General features: G+C 73.3%; 21 protein-coding genes. 3 read left to right on the top strand and 18 right to left on the bottom strand.

All coding sequences use genetic code 11. The features are described from left to right. The first annotated feature begins 5 nt into the window (after positions 1-5). The gene (locus tag AC1DP1_RS21295) at positions 6-2,966 is read left to right on the top strand and encodes a glycosyltransferase family protein (protein ID WP_477508532.1); all 2,961 of its coding nucleotides are present in this window, start codon (positions 6-8) and stop codon (positions 2,964-2,966) included. Positions 2,967-3,106: 140 nt separating this feature from the next. Here the strand turns inward: AC1DP1_RS21295 and ftsY are convergent, their stop codons facing one another. The 5 genes from ftsY to smc form a co-directional block, all read right to left on the bottom strand. Beyond that, on the bottom strand, positions 3,107-4,252 hold the full coding sequence (gene ftsY / locus AC1DP1_RS21300) for a signal recognition particle-docking protein FtsY (RefSeq protein ID WP_477508533.1): 1,146 nt from the start codon (positions 4,250-4,252) through the stop codon (positions 3,107-3,109). 12 nt (positions 4,253-4,264) lie between these two features. After that, complete coding sequence (locus AC1DP1_RS21305; protein WP_477508534.1) at positions 4,265-5,179, bottom strand: methyltransferase domain-containing protein; 915 nt, start codon at positions 5,177-5,179, stop codon at positions 4,265-4,267. A 68-nt stretch (positions 5,180-5,247) separates the two neighbouring features. After that, complete coding sequence (locus tag AC1DP1_RS21310; protein ID WP_172259152.1) at positions 5,248-5,424, bottom strand: hypothetical protein; 177 nt, start codon at positions 5,422-5,424, stop codon at positions 5,248-5,250. A gap of 103 nt (positions 5,425-5,527) precedes the next feature. Continuing rightward, the gene (locus AC1DP1_RS21315) at positions 5,528-5,986 is read right to left on the bottom strand and encodes an acyl-CoA thioesterase (RefSeq protein ID WP_477508535.1); all 459 of its coding nucleotides are present in this window, start codon (positions 5,984-5,986) and stop codon (positions 5,528-5,530) included. A 76-nt stretch (positions 5,987-6,062) separates the two neighbouring features. After that, entirely contained in the window at positions 6,063-9,617 is a 3,555-nt protein-coding gene (gene smc, locus AC1DP1_RS21320; protein ID WP_477508536.1) for a chromosome segregation protein SMC, read from the bottom strand. Positions 9,618-9,742: 125 nt separating this feature from the next. On the opposite strand from smc, the gene AC1DP1_RS21325 reads away from it, so the two are divergent. Then, positions 9,743-10,381, top strand: coding sequence for a hypothetical protein (locus AC1DP1_RS21325; RefSeq protein ID WP_477508537.1), 639 nt, complete (start codon positions 9,743-9,745; stop codon positions 10,379-10,381). A gap of 15 nt (positions 10,382-10,396) precedes the next feature. Here AC1DP1_RS21325 and AC1DP1_RS21330 read toward each other — a convergent pair whose 3' ends face one another. From AC1DP1_RS21330 to AC1DP1_RS21390, 13 genes are all read right to left on the bottom strand, one after another. After that, a complete protein-coding gene (locus AC1DP1_RS21330; RefSeq protein ID WP_477508538.1) occupies positions 10,397-10,870 on the bottom strand; it encodes an N-acetyltransferase family protein in 474 nt (157 codons plus the stop codon). Then, the gene (locus AC1DP1_RS21335) at positions 10,863-11,957 is read right to left on the bottom strand and encodes a pyridoxal-phosphate-dependent aminotransferase family protein (RefSeq protein ID WP_477508539.1); all 1,095 of its coding nucleotides are present in this window, start codon (positions 11,955-11,957) and stop codon (positions 10,863-10,865) included. Before AC1DP1_RS21335 ends, AC1DP1_RS21330 begins: the two co-directional genes overlap by 8 nt. Before the next feature lie 39 nt (positions 11,958-11,996). Continuing rightward, positions 11,997-13,358 carry an FAD-binding oxidoreductase gene (locus tag AC1DP1_RS21340; RefSeq protein WP_477508540.1) on the bottom strand — a complete coding sequence of 454 codons (1,362 nt, stop codon included), beginning with the start codon at positions 13,356-13,358 and terminating at the stop codon, positions 11,997-11,999. A gap of 130 nt (positions 13,359-13,488) precedes the next feature. Next, positions 13,489-14,733, bottom strand: a complete 1,245-nt coding sequence (locus AC1DP1_RS21345) for an MFS transporter (protein WP_477508541.1) — start codon at positions 14,731-14,733, stop codon at positions 13,489-13,491. Between the two features lie 68 nt (positions 14,734-14,801). Further along, entirely contained in the window at positions 14,802-14,993 is a 192-nt protein-coding gene (locus tag AC1DP1_RS21350) for a hypothetical protein (RefSeq protein WP_191196677.1), read from the bottom strand. 74 nt (positions 14,994-15,067) lie between these two features. Further along, positions 15,068-15,982 (bottom strand): bifunctional DNA-formamidopyrimidine glycosylase/DNA-(apurinic or apyrimidinic site) lyase, encoded by a 915-nt coding sequence (gene mutM / locus AC1DP1_RS21355; protein WP_477508542.1) that lies wholly within the window; start codon positions 15,980-15,982, stop codon positions 15,068-15,070. 3 nt (positions 15,983-15,985) lie between these two features. Continuing rightward, complete coding sequence (gene rnc / locus AC1DP1_RS21360) at positions 15,986-16,792, bottom strand: ribonuclease III (protein ID WP_477508543.1); 807 nt, start codon at positions 16,790-16,792, stop codon at positions 15,986-15,988. Further along, a complete protein-coding gene (rpmF, locus tag AC1DP1_RS21365) occupies positions 16,747-16,932 on the bottom strand; it encodes a 50S ribosomal protein L32 (protein WP_179617666.1) in 186 nt (61 codons plus the stop codon). The genes rnc and rpmF overlap by 46 nt, the downstream gene beginning before the upstream one ends. A 59-nt stretch (positions 16,933-16,991) precedes the next feature. Then, a complete protein-coding gene (locus tag AC1DP1_RS21370) occupies positions 16,992-17,591 on the bottom strand; it encodes a YceD family protein (protein WP_477508544.1) in 600 nt (199 codons plus the stop codon). Positions 17,592-17,724: 133 nt separating this feature from the next. Continuing rightward, on the bottom strand, positions 17,725-18,210 hold the full coding sequence (coaD, locus tag AC1DP1_RS21375) for a pantetheine-phosphate adenylyltransferase (protein ID WP_300045828.1): 486 nt from the start codon (positions 18,208-18,210) through the stop codon (positions 17,725-17,727). Positions 18,211-18,268: 58 nt separating this feature from the next. Further along, positions 18,269-18,838, bottom strand: coding sequence for a 16S rRNA (guanine(966)-N(2))-methyltransferase RsmD (gene rsmD / locus AC1DP1_RS21380; RefSeq protein WP_477508545.1), 570 nt, complete (start codon positions 18,836-18,838; stop codon positions 18,269-18,271). A gap of 10 nt (positions 18,839-18,848) precedes the next feature. Further along, positions 18,849-21,056 (bottom strand): ATP-dependent DNA helicase RecG, encoded by a 2,208-nt coding sequence (locus tag AC1DP1_RS21385; protein WP_477508546.1) that lies wholly within the window; start codon positions 21,054-21,056, stop codon positions 18,849-18,851. 16 nt (positions 21,057-21,072) lie between these two features. Further along, positions 21,073-22,725 carry a DAK2 domain-containing protein gene (locus AC1DP1_RS21390; RefSeq protein WP_477508547.1) on the bottom strand — a complete coding sequence of 551 codons (1,653 nt, stop codon included), beginning with the start codon at positions 22,723-22,725 and terminating at the stop codon, positions 21,073-21,075. A 271-nt stretch (positions 22,726-22,996) separates the two neighbouring features. Between AC1DP1_RS21390 and rpmB the strand changes: the two genes are divergently transcribed. Beyond that, positions 22,997-23,182, top strand: coding sequence for a 50S ribosomal protein L28 (gene rpmB, locus AC1DP1_RS21395; RefSeq protein ID WP_056602600.1), 186 nt, complete (start codon positions 22,997-22,999; stop codon positions 23,180-23,182). Positions 23,183-23,306: the final 124 nt, after the last annotated feature.

Below are 23,306 nucleotides of genomic sequence, written 5' to 3' on the forward strand. Positions count from 1 at the left end.
GCCAGGTGAGACTCGACGACGCCGCCGAGGTCATGGTCGCCTCCGGCCTCGTCGACGCCGACTACGTCGCCGCCCAGCTCGGCACCACCTTCGAGTCGACCCTCGAGGCGGCGCGCGCGGTCGTCGACGCCGGCGACGTGTCCCCCCACCCGCTCTTCGAGGCCCAGTGGATCGGGCGGCGCCGCTCCTGGCAGCGGGTCGGTCAGCACCCCGTGCTCTGGTACGTCTCCGAGCGTCGGCGGCGCAACCGCATCGCGCCGCACCCGCTCGTCGACCCGCGGGTCATCTTCGCGGCCTACCCCGAGGCCCGGCACCACCCCTACGGTGCGCTGTCCTACTGGCTCTCGGCCTCCGGGCCGGGCACCCCCCTGCCGACGCGGATCCTGCCCCGCAAGGTGTCCTGGTCCACCTACCGCGCCGCCGCCATCGCCGCCGCGACCGAGTGGCGCGAGGAGGTCGTCCGCGAGCGTCCGCAGCTGGTCGGCCCCACGCCGGCGCTCCCCGCCTCGCTGGGCACCTCCCCGGCGGTGACCGTCGTGATGGCCGCGCAGGACGCCGGACCGCTCGTCCACCAGACGGTGGCGTCGCTGCAGGCCCAGTCCTTCACCGACTGGCACCTCGTCGCCGTCGACCGCGGGTCGGTCGACGACACCGCAGCCGTGCTGCAGGGCGTCGCGGCCTTCGACGACCGTGTCACCGTCGTGCGCGAGTCGCGGTGCGGGCTCGCCCGCGCGCTCAACGTGGCCCTCGAGCACGGCACCGGCGAGCACGTGGCCTTCCTGCCGCTCGGGCGCGAGTGGCTCCCTGAGATGCTCGGCGACCTGCTGGCGCACGCCCACCACAGCGGGGCTGCCGCCGTGGTGGCGGGCGCCGGCGCTGTCGGCCGATCGCGCCACGAGCTGCTCGGCGGGCGCCCGGTCGACCTCGCGACCGCGCTCCTGCGACGCGACGCCGTCAAGGACGTCGGGGGCTTCGACGAGGGCCTCGACGGGGCGGTGGAGCGCGACCTGCTGCTGCGGCTCACCCGCGACCACGAGCCGCTCGCCGTCGACGTACACGTCCTGCGTCGGCCCGACACGCCGCCGCCGGGCTTCGACGACGACTGGGACTCCGTCGTCCTCGAGCGCCAGCTCGTCGACTGGGACGCCGCCGCGCGCCGGGAGACCGACGAGTCGCTGGTCAGCCACGTCATGCCGCTGGGGCCGGAGCCCCGCCGGACGGTGGAGTGGCTCGGCTCGGTGCCGCGCGAGGGCTCGGAGCTGGTGCTCGTCGGCATCCGGATGCGCCGGGCGCACCACGTGCTGGCCGCCTCCATCGCCTCGGTCATCTCGGGCGCCCGCTTCGTCTCGGTCCCCGCACCGGTCTCGATGTCGGTCGCCAGCAACGTCGGCGTCGTGGAGGCCGCCGGGAGCACCGTGGTGCTGGTCCGGCCCGAGGCGATGCCGCCGCGCCAGCCGATCGCCGAGCAGCTCGCCGGGGTGCTGCGTGAGCCCGGGGTGGGGGTGGCGCAGCCGCTCGTCGTCGACCTGGACGGCGTGGTGCTCAGCGCCGGCGCCCGCTTCACCAGCGACAACCCGCACCCCGAGCTGTTCCTCGCCGGCCTGCCCACCAGCGACGCCGTACGGATCGGCCAGTGCGCGGTCGCAGCGCCCGCCTCGCCCCTGGTGGCGCTCCGCACCGAGACCGCGCTCGCGCTGCACGGTCTCGACTCGCGCTACCACTCGGTCCTCGCCGAGACCGACCTCGGCCTTCGGGCGCAGCGGGCCGGCCTCGGCGGATCGGTGCTGGTGCCCGGTGCGGTGATCACCTCCCGCACCGCCTACTCAGACGCCGAGACGCTGATCGGCGCGATGTCGTCCCTGCGCGCGACCGTGCTCGCTGGCCCCCAGCCCCCCGCTGACCACTCCCGCACGCACCTCGGCGCTGCCGGGCTCGAGGTGACCGACGAGCGCAGCCGGATGGTCAGCGCCGACCCCGACGACCGGAGCGCACCGGGGGTCCTGGTGCCCGAGCTGGTCCTGCGGGCCGTCGAGGGCATCCGCGAGTCRCCCCCGCGGCTGCGGTGGGCCGTCGACATCGCGGCGCCCGCCGCCCAGCGCGGCGACCGGTGGGGCGACACCTACTTCGCCCGATCGCTGGCCGACGCCCTCGAACGACGCGGCCAGCACGTCGCCATCGACCGCCGCGATGCCCGGCACCGCGACTCGCGTGACCACGACGACGTGCTGCTGGTGCTCCGCGGCCTCGACCGCGTCACCCCCCGGCCGGGGCTGCTCAACGTGGAGTGGATCATCAGCCACCCCGACATGATCACGCCCGACGAGGTGGCCGGCTTCGACCTCGTCTACGCCGCCAGCGCCAGCTGGTCGGAGCGGGTGAGCCGCGAGTGGGGCACCCCCGTCACGCAGCTCCTGCAGTGCACCGACACGCGCTGGTTCCACCCCGACCGGGCCGAGCCCGACACCGGGCCCGCGCTCCTCTTCGTCGGCAACTCACGCGGCATCTACCGCTACGCCGTCCGCAGCGCCCTCGCGATCGGCGCCGACCTCACCCTCCACGGCAACGACTGGACCGACTTCGTCGAACGCGACCAGATCGCCTCCGGTGGTGTCGACAACCGCGAGGTCGGTGCGCTCTACGCCTCGGCGGGGATCGTGCTCAACGACCACCACCTCGACATGCGCCGCGACAGCTTCGCCTCCAACCGGCTCTTCGACGCGGCGGCCTGCGGGGCCCGCATCCTCAGCGACCGCATCGACGGCCTGGAGGAGATCTTCTCGGGCCTCGTGCTCCCCTTCGACAACGAGCACGAGCTCGCGCGCCTGGTGACGCCGCCCTACGACGCCTTCCCCGACGACGCGACCCGCCGCGAGATCGCGACCCGGATCATCGCCGAGCACAGCTTCGACAAGCGGGCCGAGACCCTCATCGACGACGCCGTGCGCGCCCTTCTCGCCAGCCGCTGACCGGCCGTAAGTGCTCGCGCCCCGGACGGGGTTGTCAGGCTCTCGCTGAGCTTGTCGGCCCATGCACGGCCTGACAAGCTCAGCGATCCCCGGCCAGCCGGGGATTCCCGAAGATGAGGGCCCGGCACGGCCCCAGAGGCTCAGCCGAGGAGCGCGTCGACGAAGGCGGCCGCGTCGAACGGCGCCATGTCGTCGGGTCCCTCGCCGAGGCCGACGAGCTTGACCGGGACGCCGAGCTCGCGCTGCACCTGCACCACGATGCCACCCTTGGCGGAGCCGTCGAGCTTGGTGAGCACGATGCCGGTGACGTCGACGATCTCGCTGAAGACGCGGGCCTGGATGAGGCCGTTCTGGCCGGTCGTGGCGTCGAGGACGAGCAGCACCTCCGTGACGTCGGCCTGCTTCTCGATGACGCGCTTGATCTTGCCGAGCTCGTCCATCAGCCCGGCCTTGTTCTGCAGGCGGCCGGCGGTGTCGACGAGCACCGTGTCGACCCCGTTGTCGACGCCGTGCTTGACGGCCTCGAACGCGACGCTGGCGGGGTCGCCGCCCTCGGGGCCGCGCACGACCTCGACACCCACGCGCTCACCCCACGTGGCGAGCTGGTCGACGGCGGCGGCGCGGAACGTGTCGGCGGCACCGAGCGTGACCGAGAGGTCCTCGGCGACGAGGATCCGGGCGATCTTGCCGACGGTGGTGGTCTTGCCCGCCCCGTTGACGCCGACCACCAGGACCACGCCGGGCTTGCCGTCGGCGCCGGTCACCTGGACGCGTCGGTCGAGGTCGGTGCCCACGAGCTCGATCAGCTCCTCGCGCAGCACCGTTCGTACGTCGGACGGCTGGCCACCCTCGACCCGCAGGCGGGTGCGGAGACGCTCCACGAGCGCCTGCGTCGGTGCCACGCCGATGTCGGCGGTCAGGAGGGTGTCCTCGATCTCCTCCCACGTGTCCTCGTCGAGGCGCTCGCGGCTGAGCAGGGCCAGCAGGCCCTTGCCGAGGCCGCCCTGGGAGAGGGAGAGCCGCTGCCGCAGGCGCACGAGGCGCGACGCCGTGCCCTCGGGCTTCTCGACCGTCGGGGCCTCGACGACCGGCTCGGCGGTGTCGACCGCCGGCTCCGGCGGCGCCTCGGTCGCGACCTCGCCCTCGGTCGGCGGCGGTGCGATGACGTCGGTGCGGCCGCTCGGCGGCGGCACCTCCTTCCGCCGTCGTCCGGAGGTCAGCAGCCCGGCGAGCGTGAGGAGGCCCACGGCCGCGATGGCGATGATCAGATACAGCCAGTCACCCATGGGGCAATCCAATCAGAGGGGCACAGCGCGGCGAAGCCGGGTGAGCACCCCGGCCGCGCGGCGGGCCTGCTCCTCGGCCAGCCGGGCACGCAGGCCGTCGCGCTGGGCGACGAGCCGGGTGGCCCGCTCGCGCTCGCGCGCCAGGCGGCCCTGCGCCTTCGCGAGGTCGGTGAGCACGGCGTCGAAGGCGGCGGTGAGGCCCGAACCGGGGCCGCCCGCCAGCATCGGGGACGCGCTCCCCCGACCCGGGTGCGCCACCCACACGACCTCGTGGGGCATCAGCCGGAACCACCGCACCGCGGACTCCCCCACGAGCGCCGGCGGCGTGACCCGCACCGAGGCGAGGCCGGCGTCCGCGAGGCGCGCGTCGAAGTCGTCGCCGTACCAGCGCACGTGGTCGACCTGGCCGAAGCGACGGAGGCGCTCCTCCGGGGTCGCCGACGGGTCCTCCTCGGTCGCCACGCCCATCTTGATCGGCACCTCGAGGAGCGCGATGCCACGCGGGCTGAGCACCCGCGCGATCTCGCGCATCGCCGCGCAGTCGTCCGGGACGTGCTCGAGCACGTGGTAGCAGACCAGGAGGTCGACCGAGCCGTCCCGCAGCGGGAGGTGGGTCAGGCTGGCCAGCGCATCGACGTCACGGGCGTCGTAGCCGGCGTCCAGGCTGACCCGGCGCCGGGCCTCGAGCCGGTCGAGCAGCACCTTCGACTGGCGCGACGGCGCGATCTCGACCACGGTGTCGAGGTCGCGCAGCTCGGGCGAGAGTCCGCCGAGCAGCAGCGAGAGGAACCGGTGCCGCTCCAGGCTCCCGCACCTGGGACAGGCCGCGTCGGGGCGGCCGTCGGGTCCGGGCCGGAACTGGCGGGACACCATCGCGCCGCAGGCTGCGCAGTAGCCCTTGGCGACGTCGTGGCGGGAGCCGGTCACCTCTCGCACGCTAGCCCGCGCGCGGGTCGGCGCGAGGCGCCACGCCGGGAGTCACCCGCCCGGTGGGGTCAGACGCGGGACTCGGAGTCCTCGAGGGTCGGGAGGGCGTCGACACCCTTGCGCATGGCGTCGCCGAGCTGCGGCGCGACGGGCATCTCCTCGCCACGGTGGGGGTAGGCGACGTAGACAGCCACGGCCGCGGCGACGAGCACGCCGAGGGACATCATCAGGACGATCGCGAGCACGGGGTTCCTCCGAGGTGGGCCGGTCGGGTCTCCTCCACGGTGGCACACGACGGGTGGCGCCCACGCATCGACGGGCGCCCCCGGCGCGTCGGGGTGAGGGCGCTCACCCCTCCGGGCGGAGCAGGGGTACGACGGCCGCGCGCACCACGTCGGGCATCGGGGTGACCGGCCGCTCGCCGGCGCCGTTCGCGTTGTCGACGTACACGTGGACGAAGCGGCCCTCGGCCGCCGCCTCGTCCGAGGCTCCCTGGAACAGGCCGATGCGGTAGATGATCGAGCTGGTGCCCACCTTGTCGACCACGAGACCCATCTCGATCGGCTCCGGGAAGCCGATCTCACGGAAGTAGCGGCAGCTCGTCTCGGCGACGACGCCGATCTGGGGCAGCGCCCGGACGTCGGCGCCGGTCGCCTCGTAGAGGTAGGCGTTGACCGCGGTGTCGAACAGCTCGTAGTAGGTCGCGTTGTTGAGGTGGCCGTAGGCGTCGTCGTCGCGCCACCGCGTCGTCGCGGTGCGCCACGCGACGTAGTCGGCCCGCACCGGCCTGTGCTGTCGGTCAGCCATCGCGCCGGGGTCCCCGCGGCGTTGTCGGCCGGAGGAGCGAAGCGGGGGAGACCGAGAACGCCGCGGGGTGGTCCACTTATGCCGACTCGGCGTCGCGGAGGCGCTGGCTGATGACGGCGGAGACGCCGTCGCCGCGCATCGTGACGCCGTAGAGCGCGTCGCCGACCTCCATGGTGCGCTTCTGGTGGGTGATCACGAGCAGCTGGGAGTTCTCGCGCAGCTCCTCGTAGATCTCCAGCAGGCGGCCGAGGTTGGTGTCGTCGAGGGCTGCCTCGACCTCGTCGAGGATGTAGAACGGCGAGGGCCGCGCCTTGAAGAGCGACACCAGGAACGCGACGGCCACCAGCGAGCGCTCGCCGCCGGACAGCAGCGAGAGTCGCTTGACCTTCTTGCCGGCCGGTCTCGCCTCGACCTCGATGCCGGTGTTGAGCATGTCGTCAGGAGCAGTGAGCACCAGGCGGCCCTCACCGCCCGGGAAGAGGCGCGCGAAGGTGGAGTCGAAGGCCTTCTCCACGTCGGCGTAGGCCTCGGTGAAGACCTGCTCCACGCGGGCGTCGACCTCGCGGACGATGTCGAGGAGGTCCTTGCGGGTGCGCTTGAGGTCCTCGAGCTGCTCGGTGAGGAACTTGTGCCGCTCCTCCATCGCGGAGAACTCCTCCAGCGCGAGCGGGTTCACCCGGCCGAGCATCGACAGGGCACGCTCGGCGGCGCGCAGGCGCTTGGCCTGCTCCTCGCGCACGAACGGCGTGGGCTCCGGCGGCTCCTCGCCGTCGGGCACCTCTCCGGTGAAGGGGACGAGCGTGGCCGGGCCGTAGTCGTCGACCAGGCCGGAGGGGTCGAGGCCGAGCTCCTCGAGCGCGCGCTCCTCGAGCTGCTCGATGCGCATCTTCTGCTGGGTGCGGGCCATCTCGTCGCGGTGGACGGAGCTGACGAGCTCGTCGTGCTCGCGGCCGAGGTCGCGCAGCTGGGTGCGTACGGCCATGAGCTCCTGCTCGCTCCCCCGGCGGGACTCCTCCACCGCGGCGCGCTCGTCGGCGGCGAGCATGACCGAGCGCTCGAGCTGGTGGAGGACGACGCGGACCGCGGAGGACACCGCCTTCGCAGCGGCCCCCTCGCGGATCAGCCGCTCACGGCGCTCGGCCGCGCGGGCGCGCGACTCGYGCTCGGCCTGGGCGGCGCGCAGGAGGGAGTCGGCGCGACCGTTGAGCGCCCGTGCCCGCTCCTCGGCGGTCCGCAGGGCGAGACGCGCGTCCATCTCCGCCTGCCGTGCTTCCCGGGCCGCCTCGGCCAGGCGCTCGCGGTCGGCGGTGTCGGGCTCCTCGTCGGTGACCTCCTGGGCCGCGGCGAGGCGGGCCTCGAGGTCGACCAGCCCGGCGAGGTCGGCCTCCCGGGCCTCGCGGGCGGTGGTGATGGCGCGCTCGAGCCGATCGGCCTCGCCCTTGGCGGCGCGGGCCTGCGAGCCGTACTGCCCGAGCTCCTCGGCCACCGCGGCCAGGGTGGCGTCGGACTCGTGCAGCTTGGCGAGGGCGACGTCGACGCGCTTGAGGGCGTCGTGGCGGGCGGCCTCGAGGCCGGAGATCTCGAAGCCGAGCCGTTCCGCGGACGCGGTCGCCTCGGCCAGCTTGGCGCCGGCCTCGTCGACGGCTGCCTGGATCTCGATCAGGCTGGGCTGGCTGGTGGATCCGCCAGCCGCGAAGTGGGCGCCGAGCAGGTCACCCTCGCGGGTCACGGCGATGACGTCGGGGTGCTCGTCGACAAGCCGCCGGGCGGCAGGGAGGTCGTCGACGACGGCGACCTGGTGGAGCAGCCGCGCCACCGCAGGGCGTACGTCGTCGGGCGCAGACACGACGTCGACGGCGTAGGCCGCTCCGTCGGGGAGCGCAGGCCAGTCGCGCTCGGCGGCCGGTGCGCCGCCGAGCAGCATCACGGCGCGACCGAGGTCGTCGTGCTTGAGGTGGGCGATCGCCTCGACGGCCGAGGCGGCGTCGGAGACGACGACCGCGTCGGCGGCGGCACCGAGCGCGGCGGCGACCGCGGTCTCGTAGCCGTGGTCGACGTCGAGGAGCGCGGCCACCGAACCGAGCACGCCGCCGACCTCGTCGGTCGCGGCGAGCAGCGCACCCGCGCCGTCCTTGCGGTTGAGGCCGATCTCGAGCGCGTCGCGACGCGCCACGAGGCCGGCGCGCTCGCGCTCGGCCCGCTGGGCGTCCTCACGGGCCCGGGCGAGCTGTTCGTCGATCTCGTCGAGGTCCGCCACGGCGTCCTCGTGCTCGGAGTCGAGGCCCTCCTCGCCGGCGTCGAGCCCGGCGACCCGGGTCTCGAGCGCGGTGAAGTCGCGCTGCGCCCGCTCCGCGCGGGTCACGGCGTCCTCGCGGGCRTCGGTGAGCCGCTGGATCTCGGCGTCGGCCGCCTCGGAGCGGGACGTCAGGGCGTTGACCTGGCCGGTGAGCCGCGCCAGCCCCTCGCGCCGGTCGGCGGCTGCTCGCTGGAGCCCCGCGATGCGCTTGTCCTCCTCGGCAGCGGCCTCCTCGGCCGCGCGCTTGGCGACCACGGCGGCGTCGAGGTCGGCGCGCTGCTGCTCGACCTGCTCGGCGATCTCGGCCTCCTGGCGGCGCACGCGCTCGGCCTGGGCCTCGAGGTCGTCGGGGTCGCGGCCGGAGTCGACCGTGTCGCCCTCGGCGGCGCCCGCCGCGTTGCGGATCCGCTCGTCGGCCAGGGACGCGGTGCCGCGCAGCCGCTCCTTGAGCCCGGACAGGGCGAACCAGGTCTCCTGCGCCGCGGCCAGGCGGGGCAGGTCGTCACGCAGGGTGGCTTCGAGCCGGGACTCCCGCTCGCGCCCGGCGGCGACCTGCGCCTCGACCTCCTCGCGCCGCTTCACGAGCAGCGACTCGTCGGCCATCTCGGACTCGAGCGCCGTGCGCGCTGTGACGAGGTCGTCGGCGAGGAGGCGGGCGCGGGCGTCGCGCACGTCGGCTTGCACCGTCTGCGCCTGCCGGGCGACCTCGGCCTGCCGGCCGAGCGGCTTGAGCTGGCGACGGATCTCGGAGAGCAGGTCTGCGAGGCGGGTCAGGTTGCCGTCGGTGGCGTCGAGCTTGCGGAGCGCCTTCTCCTTGCGCTTGCGGTGCTTGAGCACGCCGGCGGCCTCCTCGATGAAGCCGCGGCGGTCCTCGGGGGTGGCGTGCAGGATCGAGTCGAGCTGTCCCTGCCCGACGATCACGTGCATCTCGCGGCCGATGCCGGAGTCGCTGAGCAGCTCCTGCACGTCGAGCAGCCGGCACCCGGTGCCGTTGATGGCGTACTCCGAGCCGCCGTTGCGGAACATCGTGCGGCTGATCGTGACCTCGGCGTAGTCGATCGGCAGCGCGCCGTCGGAGTTGTCGATGGTCAGCTGCACCTCGGCGCGGCCCAGCGGGGGGCGGCCGGACGTGCCGGCGAAGATGACGTCCTCCATCTTGCCGCCGCGCAGGCTCTTGGCGCCCTGCTCGCCCATCACCCAGGCGAGGGCGTCGACGACGTTGGACTTGCCCGATCCGTTGGGACCGACGATGCAGGTGATGCCCGGCTCGAGCTGCATGGTCGTCGAGGACGCGAAGGACTTGAACCCCTTGAGGGTCAGGCTCTTCAGGTACAACGCGGGCTCCTCACCGGGTCGAGACGGCCACTGACAACTGGGGAAGCTCAGCGCGGCTCACCCTACGACACCCGCCGCGCATCGCGACCGTTGCACGCGGCGTGGCACCGGGCCATGCTGGGGCGATGCGGAGCCCGCTCATCCCCCTTGCCGCGGCCCTGGCCGTCCTCGCCGCGCTCCTCGCGCCGTCACCGTCCGTCGCCGCTCCGGCACCGCCCGAGCGGCTCACCCGGGCGCACCTCCTCACACTCGAGGACCACGTCGTCGTCTACCCCGACATGCGCGATCCGTTGCGGACCGTGATGCGGTCCCCCGTCTTCGCGCCGCGGGGATGCGAGGACCAAGGCATCGCGGTCCGCGGCAGCAGCGCGATCGAGGGCAGCGTCTCGCCCGACGGCCGGCGCCGCTCGGTGGCGCTCATCGACCAGAACCTCGTCCGGTTCGACTCGGTGCGCAAGGCCCGCGCCCTCGTGCAGCGCTACCGCGACTTCAGCAAGCGCTGCGTGGGCGACGTCGACACCGACGACGGTGAGGGCGGCGACGTCCGCCTCAAGAACCGCGCGTGGTTCCCGCCGCTGGTCGGTGACGAGTCAGCCGGGATGCTGATCGGGTGGTTCCAGTCGGGCTTCGCCGACTGGCGCCGGGTGCTGGTCGTGCGGACGGGCCGCACGGTCTCGGTCCTCGACGTCGGCTTCACCGACGTGCGCCCGCCCATGCGCGGCGTGCTGGCACTCGGTCGGCTGGCGGTCGAACGGCTGGGCTGAGACCCGTCGGAGCCGTCAGAGGTCGCGGCGCATCTGCTGCGCCGTGACGGCGTAGCCGAGCGAGTCGTAGAGCCGGATCGCCGCCGCGTTGTGTCCGAAGACGTTGAGGGCGATCGTCGTCGCGCCCAGCTCTCGTGCCTGCTCGTGCAGCGCCTCCATCAGCTGCCGGCCGAGTCCCTGCCCACGTCGGTCGGCGTCGAGGTGCACGTCGTAGACCCAGGCCGACACCGCGGAGGTCTTGCGGCGCAGCTCGAGCCAGCCCAGGCCGACTGCCTCGTCGCCGACGTGGGCCGTCCACAGGTGCATGCCCGGGCTGGTCAGCCCGTCGGGCAGCAGCTCGGCGAACTCCCCCTCGGCAGTGGCGACGGCGTCAGCGTCGTCCAGGCCGCGCGCCTCGGCGATCTCGCGGGCGTAGTCCTGCACCGACCGCGCGCGGTAGGAGTCGTACTCCTGCTGCGTCATCGGACGCAGCCCCAGGCCGTCAGGCACGACCCAGGACGTCCCGCAGCGCCGCGAGCACGAGCAGCACGGCGTCGGGGCGGGCGTTGCGGCCCATCAGGCCGATGCGCCACACGCTGGCGGCGTGGGCCCCCGCGCCCGCGCCGATCTCGATGCCGTGGCGGTCGAGCAGCTGCTTGCGGACGGCCGCGGAGTCGACGCCGTCCGGCACGTTGACCGTCGTGAGCTCCGGCAGCCGGCTGCCCTCGGCGGCGAACAGCTCGAGGCCCATCTCCTGGAGCCCCGCCTGCAGCGCGTCGCCGGCCTCCTGGTGGCGCGTCCACACGACCTCGAGCCCCTCCTCGAGGATCCGGCTGAGACCGCCGTGGAGGCTGGCGACCATCGCCGTGGGTGCGGTGTGGTGGTAGGTCCGCTGGCCGCCCTTGACGCCGGCCTCGCCGACGTAGCCGCCGAGCATGCCGAGGTCGAGGTACCACGAGCGCGGCGTCTCGACGCGGCGCTCGAAGGCGCGGTCGTTGATGGTGAACGGCGCCAGGCCGGGGGCGACGCCGAGGCACTTCTGGGTGCCGGCGTAGCCGATGTCGACGCCCCAGTCGTCGGCGCGCAGCTCGATGCCGCCGATCGAGGTCACGGCGTCGGTGAGAAGAAGGGCGTCACCCTTCCCGGCCCCCAGCGCGGCGATGTCGGAGCGGACGCCCGTCGAGGTCTCGGCATGGACCGCGGCGATGATCGCCGGCGACGAGTGCGCGGAGAGCACGCGGTCGACGTCGACCGGCTGCCCCCAGTCGTGCTCGACCGCGACGACCTCGGCGCCGCACCGGGCCGCGACGTCGGTCATGCGCTGCCCGAAGAGCCCGTTGACCGCGACCACGACGACGTCGCCGGGGTGCACGGTGTTGACGAACGATGCCTCCATGCCGGCCGAGCCGGTCGCGCTGAGCGGCAGCGTGCGGGCGTTGTCGGTGCCCCAGACGGTGCGGAGCATGTCGCAGGTCTCGTCCATGATCCGGAGGAACTCCGGGTCGAGGTGCCCGAGCAGCGGCTCGGCGAGTGCATGCGTGGCCTCCGGGTAGGGGTTGGAGGGACCGGGACCGAAGAGGTGGCGCTCGCGGATCATGGCACCGACGTTAGACGACCACCCGGCAGCTCGCGGGCTTCACAGGACAGCACCGGGGTTGAGGATGCCGGCCGGGTCGAGGGCGTCCTTGATCCGCCGCGACAGCGCCATCACGTCCTCGCCGAGCTGGTCGGGCAGCGCCGCCTTCTTGGTGCGCCCCACCCCGTGCTCGCCGGTGATGGTCCCGCCGAGACGGATCGCCGCCTGGAGGATGTCGTCGAACGCGGCGCGGGCCCGGCGCTCGGAGTCCGCGTCGGCGGCGTCGTAGACGATGATCGGATGGGTGTTGCCGTCGCCCGCGTGGGCGACGGTGGGGATCTCGACGTCGTGGCGCTCGGCGATCTCCGCGACCGCGGCGAGGAGGTCGGGCAGCAGCGGCACCGCGGCGCCGACGTCCTCCAGCAGCAGGCTGCCGCGCGCCTCGATGGCCGGGAAGGCCATCCGCCGGGCCTCGACGAACATCTCCCCCTCGGCCGGGTCGTCGGTGACCACGACCTCGGTCGCACCGGCGGCCACGCAGGCCGCCTCGACGGTGGCGATCTCCGCGGTCCGGGCATCGCCCGGTGCGTCGGACTGGGCGACCAGCAGCGCGCCGGCCGTGCGGTCGAGGCCGCGCGGGCTGAAGTCCTCGACGGCGTTGATGGTGGCCCGGTCCATCAGCTCCATCATCGAGGGCCGCAGCGAGCGTCGTACGGCGACGACCGCCTCGGCCGCGGCCACCACCGACGGGAACGACGCCACCAGCGTCGCGGGCGGGAGCGGCAGCGGCACCAGCCGCAGGATCGCCCTGGTGACGATGCCGAGCGTGCCCTCGGACCCGACGAACAGCTTGAGCAGGGAGAACCCGGCGACGTCCTTGATCCGCTTGCCACCGAGCGTGATGAGGGTGCCGTCGGCGAGGACGACGTCGAGGCCGAGGACGTAGTCGGTGGTGACGCCGTACTTCACGCAGCACAGGCCGCCGGCGTTGGTGGCGACGTTGCCGCCGATCGAGCAGATCTCGTAGGACGACGGGTCCGGCGGGTACCAGAGGCCGTGCTCGCGCGAGGCGGCCTTCACCTCGGCGTTGAAGGCGCCCGGCTCGACGACGGCGACCTGGCAGCTGGTGTCGATCTCGATCGCGCGCATCCGCTCGAGGCTGAGCACGATGCCGCCGTCGACGGCGCTGGCGCCACCCGAGAGACCGGACCCGGCCCCGCGCGGCACGACCGGTACGCCGTGCCGGGCCGCCCAGCGGACCGCGACCTGCACCTGCTCGGCGTCCTCGACGCGGACCACCGCCACCGGGGTGCCGGCGCCGACGTCGCGCGACCAGTCGTGGCGGTAGGTGTCGACGGTCGCGGGGTCCGTCGCGACGACACCGGCGGGCAGGGACTCCACGAGCTCTGCGAGGGCATCCACGCGCCCATCGTGGCACGGGGTGCGTCCCCATGAGGGTCGGCAGGCGTGAGAGCCGCACGCCGTGCCCGGATCGTGGGGGACGCCGACCTCGGTCGCCCACTGACGTCGGTCCGGAGCCGTCGTACGCCGGTCAGGCGGTCGCGCCCGCGGGCTCGTCGGCGTGGGCGATGCTCGGCAACCGCGACCACACGAGCGCGAGGGTGAGGCCCGAACCGACGAAGGCGAACCAGAACGGCGCGGCCAGCCCCCAGTGCTGGGCGATCACGCCGCCGACGCCCTGCCCGATGACCATCCCGCCGAAGACGAAGATCAGGTAGACCGAGCCCACTCGGCCCTGGAACTCCATCGGCACGGCCCGCTGCCGCACGACCTGCGAGACGTTGAACCACACGAACGCGTAGGCGCCGAAGCCGAACATGATCAGCAGGGCGACCCACGGAACGGTGGTGAGCGCCAGCGCCAGGTGCATGAGGACCTCCAGGAGGAGGCAGGTCTTCATCAGCGTCGCGAGGTCGAAGCGGCGCTCGAGGCGACCGTAGAGGAACGTGCCGACCATCCCGCCGAGCGCCGAGGCGGTGGTCAGCAGGCCGAAGCCCACCTCCCCCATGTGCACCCGGTCGAGGGACCAGAGCACGAGGATCGACCACGCGGCGCCCCAGGTGATGTTGAAGGTCAGGATGACGATGGCCAGGGTGCGGATCGCCGCGTGCCCCCAGAGCCACCGGATCCCCTCGACGATGTCCTGGCGCACGTGGGTGTCCACCGAGTCGCGCACCTGGTCGCGGGTCGAGCCGATGCGCGACACCAGGACCACGCCGAGCAGGACGCAGACGAGCTGGCTGACGAACGGCCACACCATCCCGGCCGCGAACAGGAACGCCCCGACCGGCGGTCCGACGAGCTGGTTGGCCGTCAGGAGGCCGGCCTGCATCCGGGAGTTCGCGATGCCGAGGTCGGCCTTCTCGACGAACATCGGGGTGAGCGTGCTCGAGGTCGAGTCGGCGAACACCTCGGCCACGCCCAGCGCGAAGACCGAGACCAGCACGACCGTGATGGACACGTGACCGGTGGCGATCGAGGCGCAGAGCAGCGCGAGGACGACGGTGCGCACGAGGTTCGCGGTCACCACGACCGTACGCCGGTCGAGGCGGTCGGCCATGGCGCCCGCGTGCAGCCCGATCAGCAGCCACGGCAGTCCGCGCAGCAGGCCGGCCATCGCGACCAGGCGTGCGTCGTCGGTCTGCGAGGCGACGAGCAGCGGCCCGGCCGCCATCGCGACCCCGTCGCCGATGTTGGTCGTCCACGACGAGACGAGCAGCCACCTGAATCGCCGGCCGAGGCGTGCCGGCAGGACGGTCTCGACGAAGCGGCTCACAAGCGCGAGACCCTACGCCGGGGGCCGGCGGGGTGCAGCAGGTTTTCGGTGACGTGACGCGGGTCGCGTCAGGCGGGCTGGAGGTCCTCCACCTTCAGCTCGTCACGAGCGGCCGCCGCCAGGCGGTCGTTCTCGGCCTGCAGCCGGAGGACGAGCGACTCGAGGTCCCCGACCCGGCGGCGGAGCCGGCTGTTCTCGACTGCCAGGACCGAGGCGGTCCGTACGTCGTTGTTCACATGACCCATCAGCGCCTTCGCCATGGGGTGCCTTTCCAGAAGGGGGTACTGGACCGCGCAGCGGCCGTCTCCAAGCGTCCCACCGAGGTGGCGGCCGGTCAACGCCTACCGGCGCGCCGCGCACGCGGCGGTCGCTGGCAGGTCGGGCAGAAGAAGGACGAGCGGTTCATGAAGGCCACGCGGCGGATGGGGGTGCCGCAGCGTCGGCACGGCTCCCCCTCCTGGCCGTAGGCGTCGAGGGAGCGGTCGAAGTAGCCAGACTCGCCGTTGACGTTGACGTAGAGGGCGTCGAAGGACGTGCCGCCCTGCGCGAGCGCCTGGCCCATCACGTCGCGGACGTGGCCGAGCAAGTCGCGCAGCACCGGGCCGGTGAGCCGGTCCCCCGGCCGCTCGCCGTGCAGCCGGGCGCGCCACAGCGCCTCGTCCGCATAGATGTTGCCCACGCCCGAGACGAGGCCCTGGTCGAGCAGCAGCCGCTTGATCGCGGAGGTACGACGCCGCGCGCGGCGCACGAACTCGTCGTCGTCGAACTCCGGGTCGATCGGGTCGCGGGCGATGTGCACGATCTCGGACGGCAGCTCGGCCCCGCCCGCCGAGACCACGAGGCCGCCGAACATGCGCTGGTCGACGAAGCGCATCTCGAGGGGTCTGGTGACGAGCGCCGGGGCGCAGCGGACGAGGGGCGCGGGGGCGGGGACGGGGGCGGCGAGCGTGAACCGGACCCGCAGGTGGCGCTCGTCGAGCGCACCCGGCTCGTGGAGGAGCATCTGCCCGCTCATGCCGAGGTGGCCCAGCAGGGCGTCACCGTTGGCGAGGGCGAGCCAGAAGTACTTGCCGCGACGGCGGACGGCCTCGATGCGCTGGCCCGTCAGGGCGGCGGCGAAGCCGGTCGGCCCGCGGTGGTCGCGGCGCACAGGCCGCGGGTGGAGCACCTCGACGGCCTCGATGGTCGCGCCGACGACGTGACGCTCGAGGCCGGCGCGGACGACCTCGACCTCGGGGAGCTCGGGCACGTCTCAGGCGTCGGGGCCGGTGGCCGTGGCCGTGGCCGGCGCCACGGCAGGCGCGGGAACGGCCTCCGGCACGGGCTGGCCGTTGGCGTGGGCAGCCTTGATCTCGCGGTAGGCGGTCTCGGCGGCGCCCTGCTCGGCCTCCTTCTTGGAGCGGCCGGTGCCGTTGCCGAGGAGCTGCTGGCCGACGCGCACGCGCGCGACGAAGGTCTTCATGTGGTCGGGGCCGTCGTCCTCGATGAGGTACTCGGGGACGCCCAGCCCGAGGTCGGCCGAGAGCTCCTGCAGCGAGGTCTTCCAGTCGAGGCCGGCGCCCATGGACGCCGCGGCCTCCATCACCGGGTCGAAGAGGAGGTGGACGACCTTGGCGGCCTCGTCGATACCACCGCTGAGGTGGATCGCCCCGATGACCGCCTCGACGGTGTCGGACAGGATCGAGGCCTTGTCGCGGCCGCCGGTGGTCTCCTCGCCGCGACCGAGCTTGATGTGCTGGCCGAGCCCGATCTGCCGGGCCACGTCGGCGAGGGCGCGCGCGTTGACCACCGCGGCCCGCAGCTTGGCCAGGCGGCCCTCGCTGAAGTCCGGGTGGACGCGGTAGAGCGTCTCCGTGACCACGACCCCGAGCACGGAGTCCCCGAGGAACTCCAGGCGCTCGTTGGTCGGGAGCTGCCCGTTCTCGTAGGCGAACGAGCGGTGGGTCAGGGCACGCTGCAGCAGCTCGGGATCCAGGACCGGATCACCGAGCGCTGCGCGGAGCTCGTCGGTGGTCAGAGGACCTGGCGACGGTCGGCCTTGGCGCCGTACTGGCCGCACTGGCCGCACGCGCGGTGCGGGAGGTGCTTGGCGCCGCAGGCGGGGTTGGCGCACGTCGCGAGGGTCGGCGCGACGGCCTTCCACTGCGAACGGCGGTGACGCGTGTTGCTGCGCGACATCTTCCGCTTCGGAACAGCCATGGTGGTCTCCTACTAACGTGTGGCTTGCTTGCTTCTCCGCCGGGGATTCCCGGTGGAGTTCAGTTCTGGGTGTCCTGCTGTCTCGGTGCTGGGTCTGCTGCCGTGTCCGGCCTGAGCTGCTGGAGCCCTGCCCAGCGCGGGTCGATCGCCGCGTCGTGCGCGTGGTCCGGGTCGTCCGCGAGTCGCGCACCGCACTCGGTGCACAATCCCGGGCAATCGTCCATGCACAGCGGCTGGAACGGTAGTGCGAGCACCACCGCGTCCCGCAGCAGGGGCTCGAGGTCGAGCAGGTCGTCCTCGAGCCGGCTGGTCTCGTCGTCGAGGTCGCGGTCGTCGTGCTCCGCGGCCTTGTCGTGCTGGTCGGGGTAGACGTAGAGCTCCTGCAGCGTCACGTGGATCTCGTCCTCGATCTGCTGCAGGCAGCGTACGCACTCCCCCTCGAGCGCGGCCGTGGCCGTGCCCGTGAGCAGCACGCCCTCCATGACCGCCTCCAGCCGCAGGTCGAGCTCGACCGGCGATCCTTCGGGGACAGCGAGGACTTCGATGCCAAGTTCTGCTGGCGCCGGAACGGAGAGCTCGAGCTCACGCTGGGACCCCGGACGGCGGCCGAGCTCGCGCGTATCAAGCACAAGCGGCGCCTTCGGGTCCAGGCTGCTCACGTCGAACTCCCACATCTGGACACCAACACAACCTCGGAATCGTATCCGTCGCCCCACCGACGGGGCAAAACGAGTGACGGGCGGGGTCTCCCCCGGGGGGTCTGAGCGGGCTCGGGCCAAGCGTCAGACGGCGTCAGGCCCGGCGCTCGGCGAGCCGCGCGACGAGCTGCTCGCGCACGGGCTCGGGGACCAGGCCGCGTACGTCGCCCCCGAGCGCCGCGACCTCCTTGATCAGGCTCGAGGAGACGAACGCGTTGCCGACGGCACCGGGGAGGAAGACGGTCTCGACCGCGGTGAGGTGCGAGTTCATCTGCGCCATCGGCAGCTCGTACTCGTAGTCGCCGGCACCGCGCAGGCCCTTGACGATCGCCACGGCCTCGATCTCGCGGCAGAAGTCGACGATGAGCCCGTCGAAGCCGGACACGCGCACGTTGGCGATGCCCGAGGTGGCCTCGCGCAGCATCGCGATCCGTTCGTCGGGCGTGAACAGCCGGTTCTTGCTCATGTTGACGCCGACGGCGATGACGACCTCGTCGAAGAGCCTGGCGGCACGACCGACGATGTCGAGGTGGCCGTTGGTCACCGGGTCGAACGACCCGGGGCAGACAGCGCGACGCACGGGCGTCCTTCCTTCAGGCTGGGGCTGGGGGCTCTGGTCCCGTCTCGGGATCAGGGGATCAGGGGGCCAGGGTGGCGTGACCGTACCAAAGCGTGGTCTCGCCGTAGCGCCGCGTGCGGTCCTCCTCGAGGCCGGGCGGCCAGGTGACGACGGTGCGCTTGGCCGCCCGTTCGACGACCACCAGGGCGCCCGGCACGAGCCAGCCGTGGTCCACCAGCGCCACCAGGTCGGCGTCGACGTCCTGGTCGGACATCGGGTAGGGCGGGTCGGCGAAGACCACGTCGTAGGGCGCGGCAGGCGGCGAGGCGAGGAACGACGCCACGGAGGTCGCGACCACCCGGGCGCGCGAGAAGCCGAGGGTGGCGGCGTTGCGGGCGATCAACGCCGCGGTGCGCCGGTCCTGCTCGACCATCGTCACGACGCCGGCCCCCCGCGACCACGCCTCCAGCCCCACGGCGCCGGATCCGGCGTACAGGTCGAGGAAGCGCAGCCCGTCGAGCGATCCGGTGCGGGACTCGATCGCCGAGAACAACGCCTCGCGCACCCGGTCGCTCGTGGGACGGGTCGTCTGACCGCGCGGCGTCTCCAGACGGCGGCCCCCCGCCGTGCCCCCGATGATGCGAGTCATGTCCCCGTGGTCAGCCCTTCTCCATGAACTCCGACGCCGCGGAGCGCTCCACCTCGGCGACGACGTCGGCCAGGGCGGGCGCCTGTGCGAGCGCCGGATCCTCGGAGAGTAGCGCCTCCGCGGCGTTCCGGGCACGGACGATCGTCTTCTCGTCGCGCAATACCCGAAGTGTGACGAGACCTGAGCGGAAGCCCGACTGGTTGGCGCCCAGCACGTCGCCCTCGCGGCGCTGCTCGAGGTCGACGCGGCTGAGCTCGAAGCCGTCCGTGGTCGCCGCCACGGCGTCGAGCCGCTCGCGGGCGGGCGTGCCGAGGTCGGCGTGGGAGACCAGCAGGCAGAGCCCGGGGAGGCCGCCCCGGCCGACACGACCGCGCAGCTGGTGGAGCTGCGAGACGCCGAACCGGTCGGCGTCGAGGAGCACCATCGTGGTGGCGTTGTGGACGTCGACCCCGACCTCGATGACCGTGGTCGACACGAGCACGTCGATGTCGCCGGCGGCGAAGGCGCGCATCGTGCGGTCCTTGTCGTCGGGCGCCATGCGTCCGTGCAGGACGGCGGTGCGGAGCCCGGCGAGGGGGCCCGCCACCAGCTCGGCGTGGACGTCCTCCACGGCCGCGAGCGGACGCCGGGGGGTGATGTCGGCGCCGTCCTCGTCGAAGTCGAGCTGGTCGGTCTCGCCCTCCTCCCCCGCGTCGCCCGCGATCCGCGGGCACACGACGTAGGCCTGGTGGCCCTGCTCGACCTCCTCCCGCACCCGCTGCCAGACGCGGTCGATCCACGTCGGCTGGTCGGCCAGCGGGACGACGTTGGTCTGGATGGGCGCCCGCCCGGCTGGCAGCTCGGCGAGGACGGACGTCTCGAGGTCGCCGAAGACGGTCATCGCGACGGTGCGCGGGATCGGGGTTGCGGTCATGACGAGCACGTGGGGCGGCGTGCCGGCCTTGTCAGTCAGAGCGGCACGCTGCTCCACGCCGAAGCGGTGCTGCTCGTCGACGACGACCAGGCCCAGGTCGGCGAACTCCACCTTGTCCTCGAGGAGGGCGTGGGTGCCGATGACGACGCCGGCCTCGACGGTGACGATGCGCAGCATCGCCTCCTGACGGGCCGCCTTGCCCATCGAGCCCGTCAGCAGGACGACCTGGGTAGCGTCGGCGTCGCCGCCGAGCATGCCGCCCTGGGCGAGGTCGCCGAGCATCGCGGAGATCGAGCGGTGGTGCTGCTGGGCGAGCACCTCGGTCGGGGCGAGCAGCGCGGCCTGCCCCCCGGCGTCGACCACCTGGAGCATCGCGCGGAGTGCGACGAGCGTCTTGCCCGAGCCCACCTCGCCCTGCAGGAGGCGGTTCATCGGATGGTCCCCGCCCAGCTCGTCGGCGACCAGGTCGCCGATCTCGCGCTGACCACCCGTCAGCTCGAACGGCAGCCGCGCGTCGAAGGCGGCCAGCAGCCCGTCGTCGCGGCGGGTGCGGGCACGGGCACCCTGGGCGCGGTGCGCCGCCCGGCGCCGGGCGAGGACGAGCTGGAGCACCAGCGCCTCCTCGAAGCGGAAGCGCTTGAGAGCGGCGCCGACCTGCTTCCAGTCGTCGGGGGCGTGGACCCAGCGCAGCGCCTGCATGACGTCGAGCACCTCGAACCGCTCGCGCAGCTCTGGGGTGAGCACGTCGGGCACGCCGGTCACGAGGTCGAGCGCGGCGGCGACGACCTTCTGCAGGTCCCAGGAGTAGAGCTTGGCGGTGAGGGGGTAGATCGGGATGAGCTTGCTCATCGAGACCGCCTCGTCGCCGTCGAGGGCGAAGCCGTGGGGCTGCTCGAGCTGCCAGCTCCCGCGGTACTGCTTGACCTTGCCGGTGAAGATCGCCCGGCTGCCCGGGCGGAACTCGGCCTCGTGGCGCTCGGCCAGGCTGGCGTAGGGGCTGAACAGCGTGATGGAGAAGTCCGGGCCGTCGGTGCGGACGCGCACCGTCGTACGGAACTGGCGGCGGTTGCCGCTGAAGAACGGGGCGCTCTCGCACGAGCGGACCTCGCCGACGATCGTCAGCTGGTCGCCGACGACGGGCGTGGCGACCTCGGTGAGCTCGGTGGCGGCGACGTAGCGGCGGGGGAAGTGGCGCAGCAGGTCACCGACCGTCGTCAGTCCGAGGCCCTCCTCGGCGAGCTTGCGCTTCTTGTGGCTGTTGCCGAACACCACGCCGATCGGGCTGTCCGGGGTGATCGCGACCATGCGGAGATCCTGCCGGTCACTCGACGCTGACGAGCAGCGGGTAGCGCGGCTGGCCGCCGTCGTGGACGGCGACGTCGACGTGGGGATGGCGCCGCTCGACGTGGGCGGCGACCCGCTGGGCGAGGTCCACGCCGTCCTTGCCCGACACGATCGTCACCAGCTCGCCGCCACCGGCCAGGAGCCGCTCGAGGACGTCGGTGGCGACCTCCTCGAGGTCGGAGCCGACGACGGCGAAGTCGCCGGCGATCACGCCGAGCGCGTCGCCGGGCTCGCACGCACCGGCCATCGTGATCGCGCGGCGGGCGGCGACGGTGACGGCGCCGTGACGGGCGTGGCGGGCGGTCGCGGTCATCTCCCGGACGTCGGCGTCGAACGCGCGACCGGGCTCGTGCACGGAGACGGCGGCCAGGCCCTGCACCTGCGCCTGGGTCGGGATCACCTCGACGGAGACGTCGTGCTCGACCTCGGCCGTGCGCGCCGCGATCTCCGCCGCGCGCACGGTGTCGCCGTCGTTGGGGAGCACCACGACCTCGGCCGCGCCGCAGCTGGTGATGGCCTCGAGCAGCTGGCCGGTGGACGGACGCTGCCCCGGCCCCCCGGTCACCACGACCGCGCCCGCCGACTCGAACAGCGCGGCCAGGCCCGGACCCGCGGCGACCGCGACGACCTTGCGACCGACGCGGGTCGAGGCGCGGGTCGAGCCGGGCTGCGGGCCCGCGGCGACCTGGTCGGCGAAGTGGGTGACCCGGACGCGGTGCGGGCGCCCGGCGGTGATCCCGGCCTCGATGGCGGCGCCGACGTCGTCGACGTGCACGTGGACGTTCCACAGGCCGTCGCCGCCGACCACGACGAGGCTGTCACCGAGCGTGGCGAGCGTCGCGCGGAGGTCGGCGACGTGCTGGTCGTCGGCGTCGAGGAGGTACATCACCTCGTAGCCCGGGCCGTCCTCGGTGAGGTGGTCGCCCGGGGGCGCTGTGGCGACCGGGATGAGGCGGGTGCCGATCGGCGCCGACCACGGCGTGGGCCGGCGCCCGGTGGCCGTCGTCTCGACCGCGTCGAGCACGACGCACAGGCCTCGGCCGCCGGCGTCCACGACCCCGGCCTGGGCCAGCACGGCGAGCTGCTCCGGCGTACGGGCCAGGGCCGCACGCGCCGCCGAGGCCGCCGCGGTGAACACGTCGCGGGTGCGCGCCCCGCGGCCGGCCGCCTCCATCGCGGCGTCGGACGCGGCTCGCGACACGCTGAGGATCGTGCCCTCGACGGGCGAGCCGACGGCGGCATAGCTGGCCTCCGTCGCCTCGGCCATGGCTGCGGCGATCGTCTCCGCCGGCTTGTCGGCGATCGCGGCGCCGGCGAGGTGGCGCACGTAGGCGCGCAGCATCTGGCTGAGAATCACCCCGGAGTTGCCGCGCGCACCCATGAGCGCGGCCCGGGCGAGCACGGCCATCCCGTCGCCGAGGGACAGCCCGGGGTCGCTCGCGAGGGCCTCGCGCAACGCGTCGCGGGCCGCGGAGACGGTGAGGAACATGTTGGTGCCGGTGTCGCCGTCGGGCACGGGGTAGACGTTGAGCGCGTCGATCTCCTCGCGGGCCGAGGACAACGCGTCGGTGGCGATGTCGACGAACCGCGCCACGCCGTCCAGCGTGATGCCGTGGGTGACGTGCTCCATCGCGTCGGTCTGCTCCCGGGTGTGTGCTGGATGCCTGGTGGATGCCTGGCGGATGCCTGGCGGGTGCCCCGCTGGGGGTCGCTCGGATGTGGTGCTGAGGCTGCTTCGTCGTACGATGTGGTGCGCGCCACAGGGTAGTGCCCGGCACCCACGGCCCCTGCGATTTCATCTCGCCGCAGGTCCTCGGCTACTCTTGCGCGGTTGCCTGCTGCCGCTTCTGGCGGTCAGGCCTGATGAACATCTATCACCCTCGAACGGATCGGAGTGCACGGTGGCTGCCGTCTGCGACATCTGCGCCAAGAAGCCGGGCTTCGGAAACAACCGTCCCTGGTCGCGCAAGATCACCAAGCGTCGTTTCAACCCCAACATCCAGCGCGTCCGGGCGACCGTGAACGGCACGCCCAAGCGACTCAACGTCTGCACCGGTTGCCTCAAGGCCGGCAAGGTCTCGCGCTGACCTGACGTCTTCTTCGTCGAAGCCCCCGTCGCTCTGCGGCGGGGGCTTCGTCGTTCCCGGGGTTGTCCGCGGGCTTCAGCGATCCCCGGCTGACCGGCACTTCCGTACGTTGTCAGGCCTTGCA

This window comes from Nocardioides sp. P4_G10 (assembly GCF_056401175.1).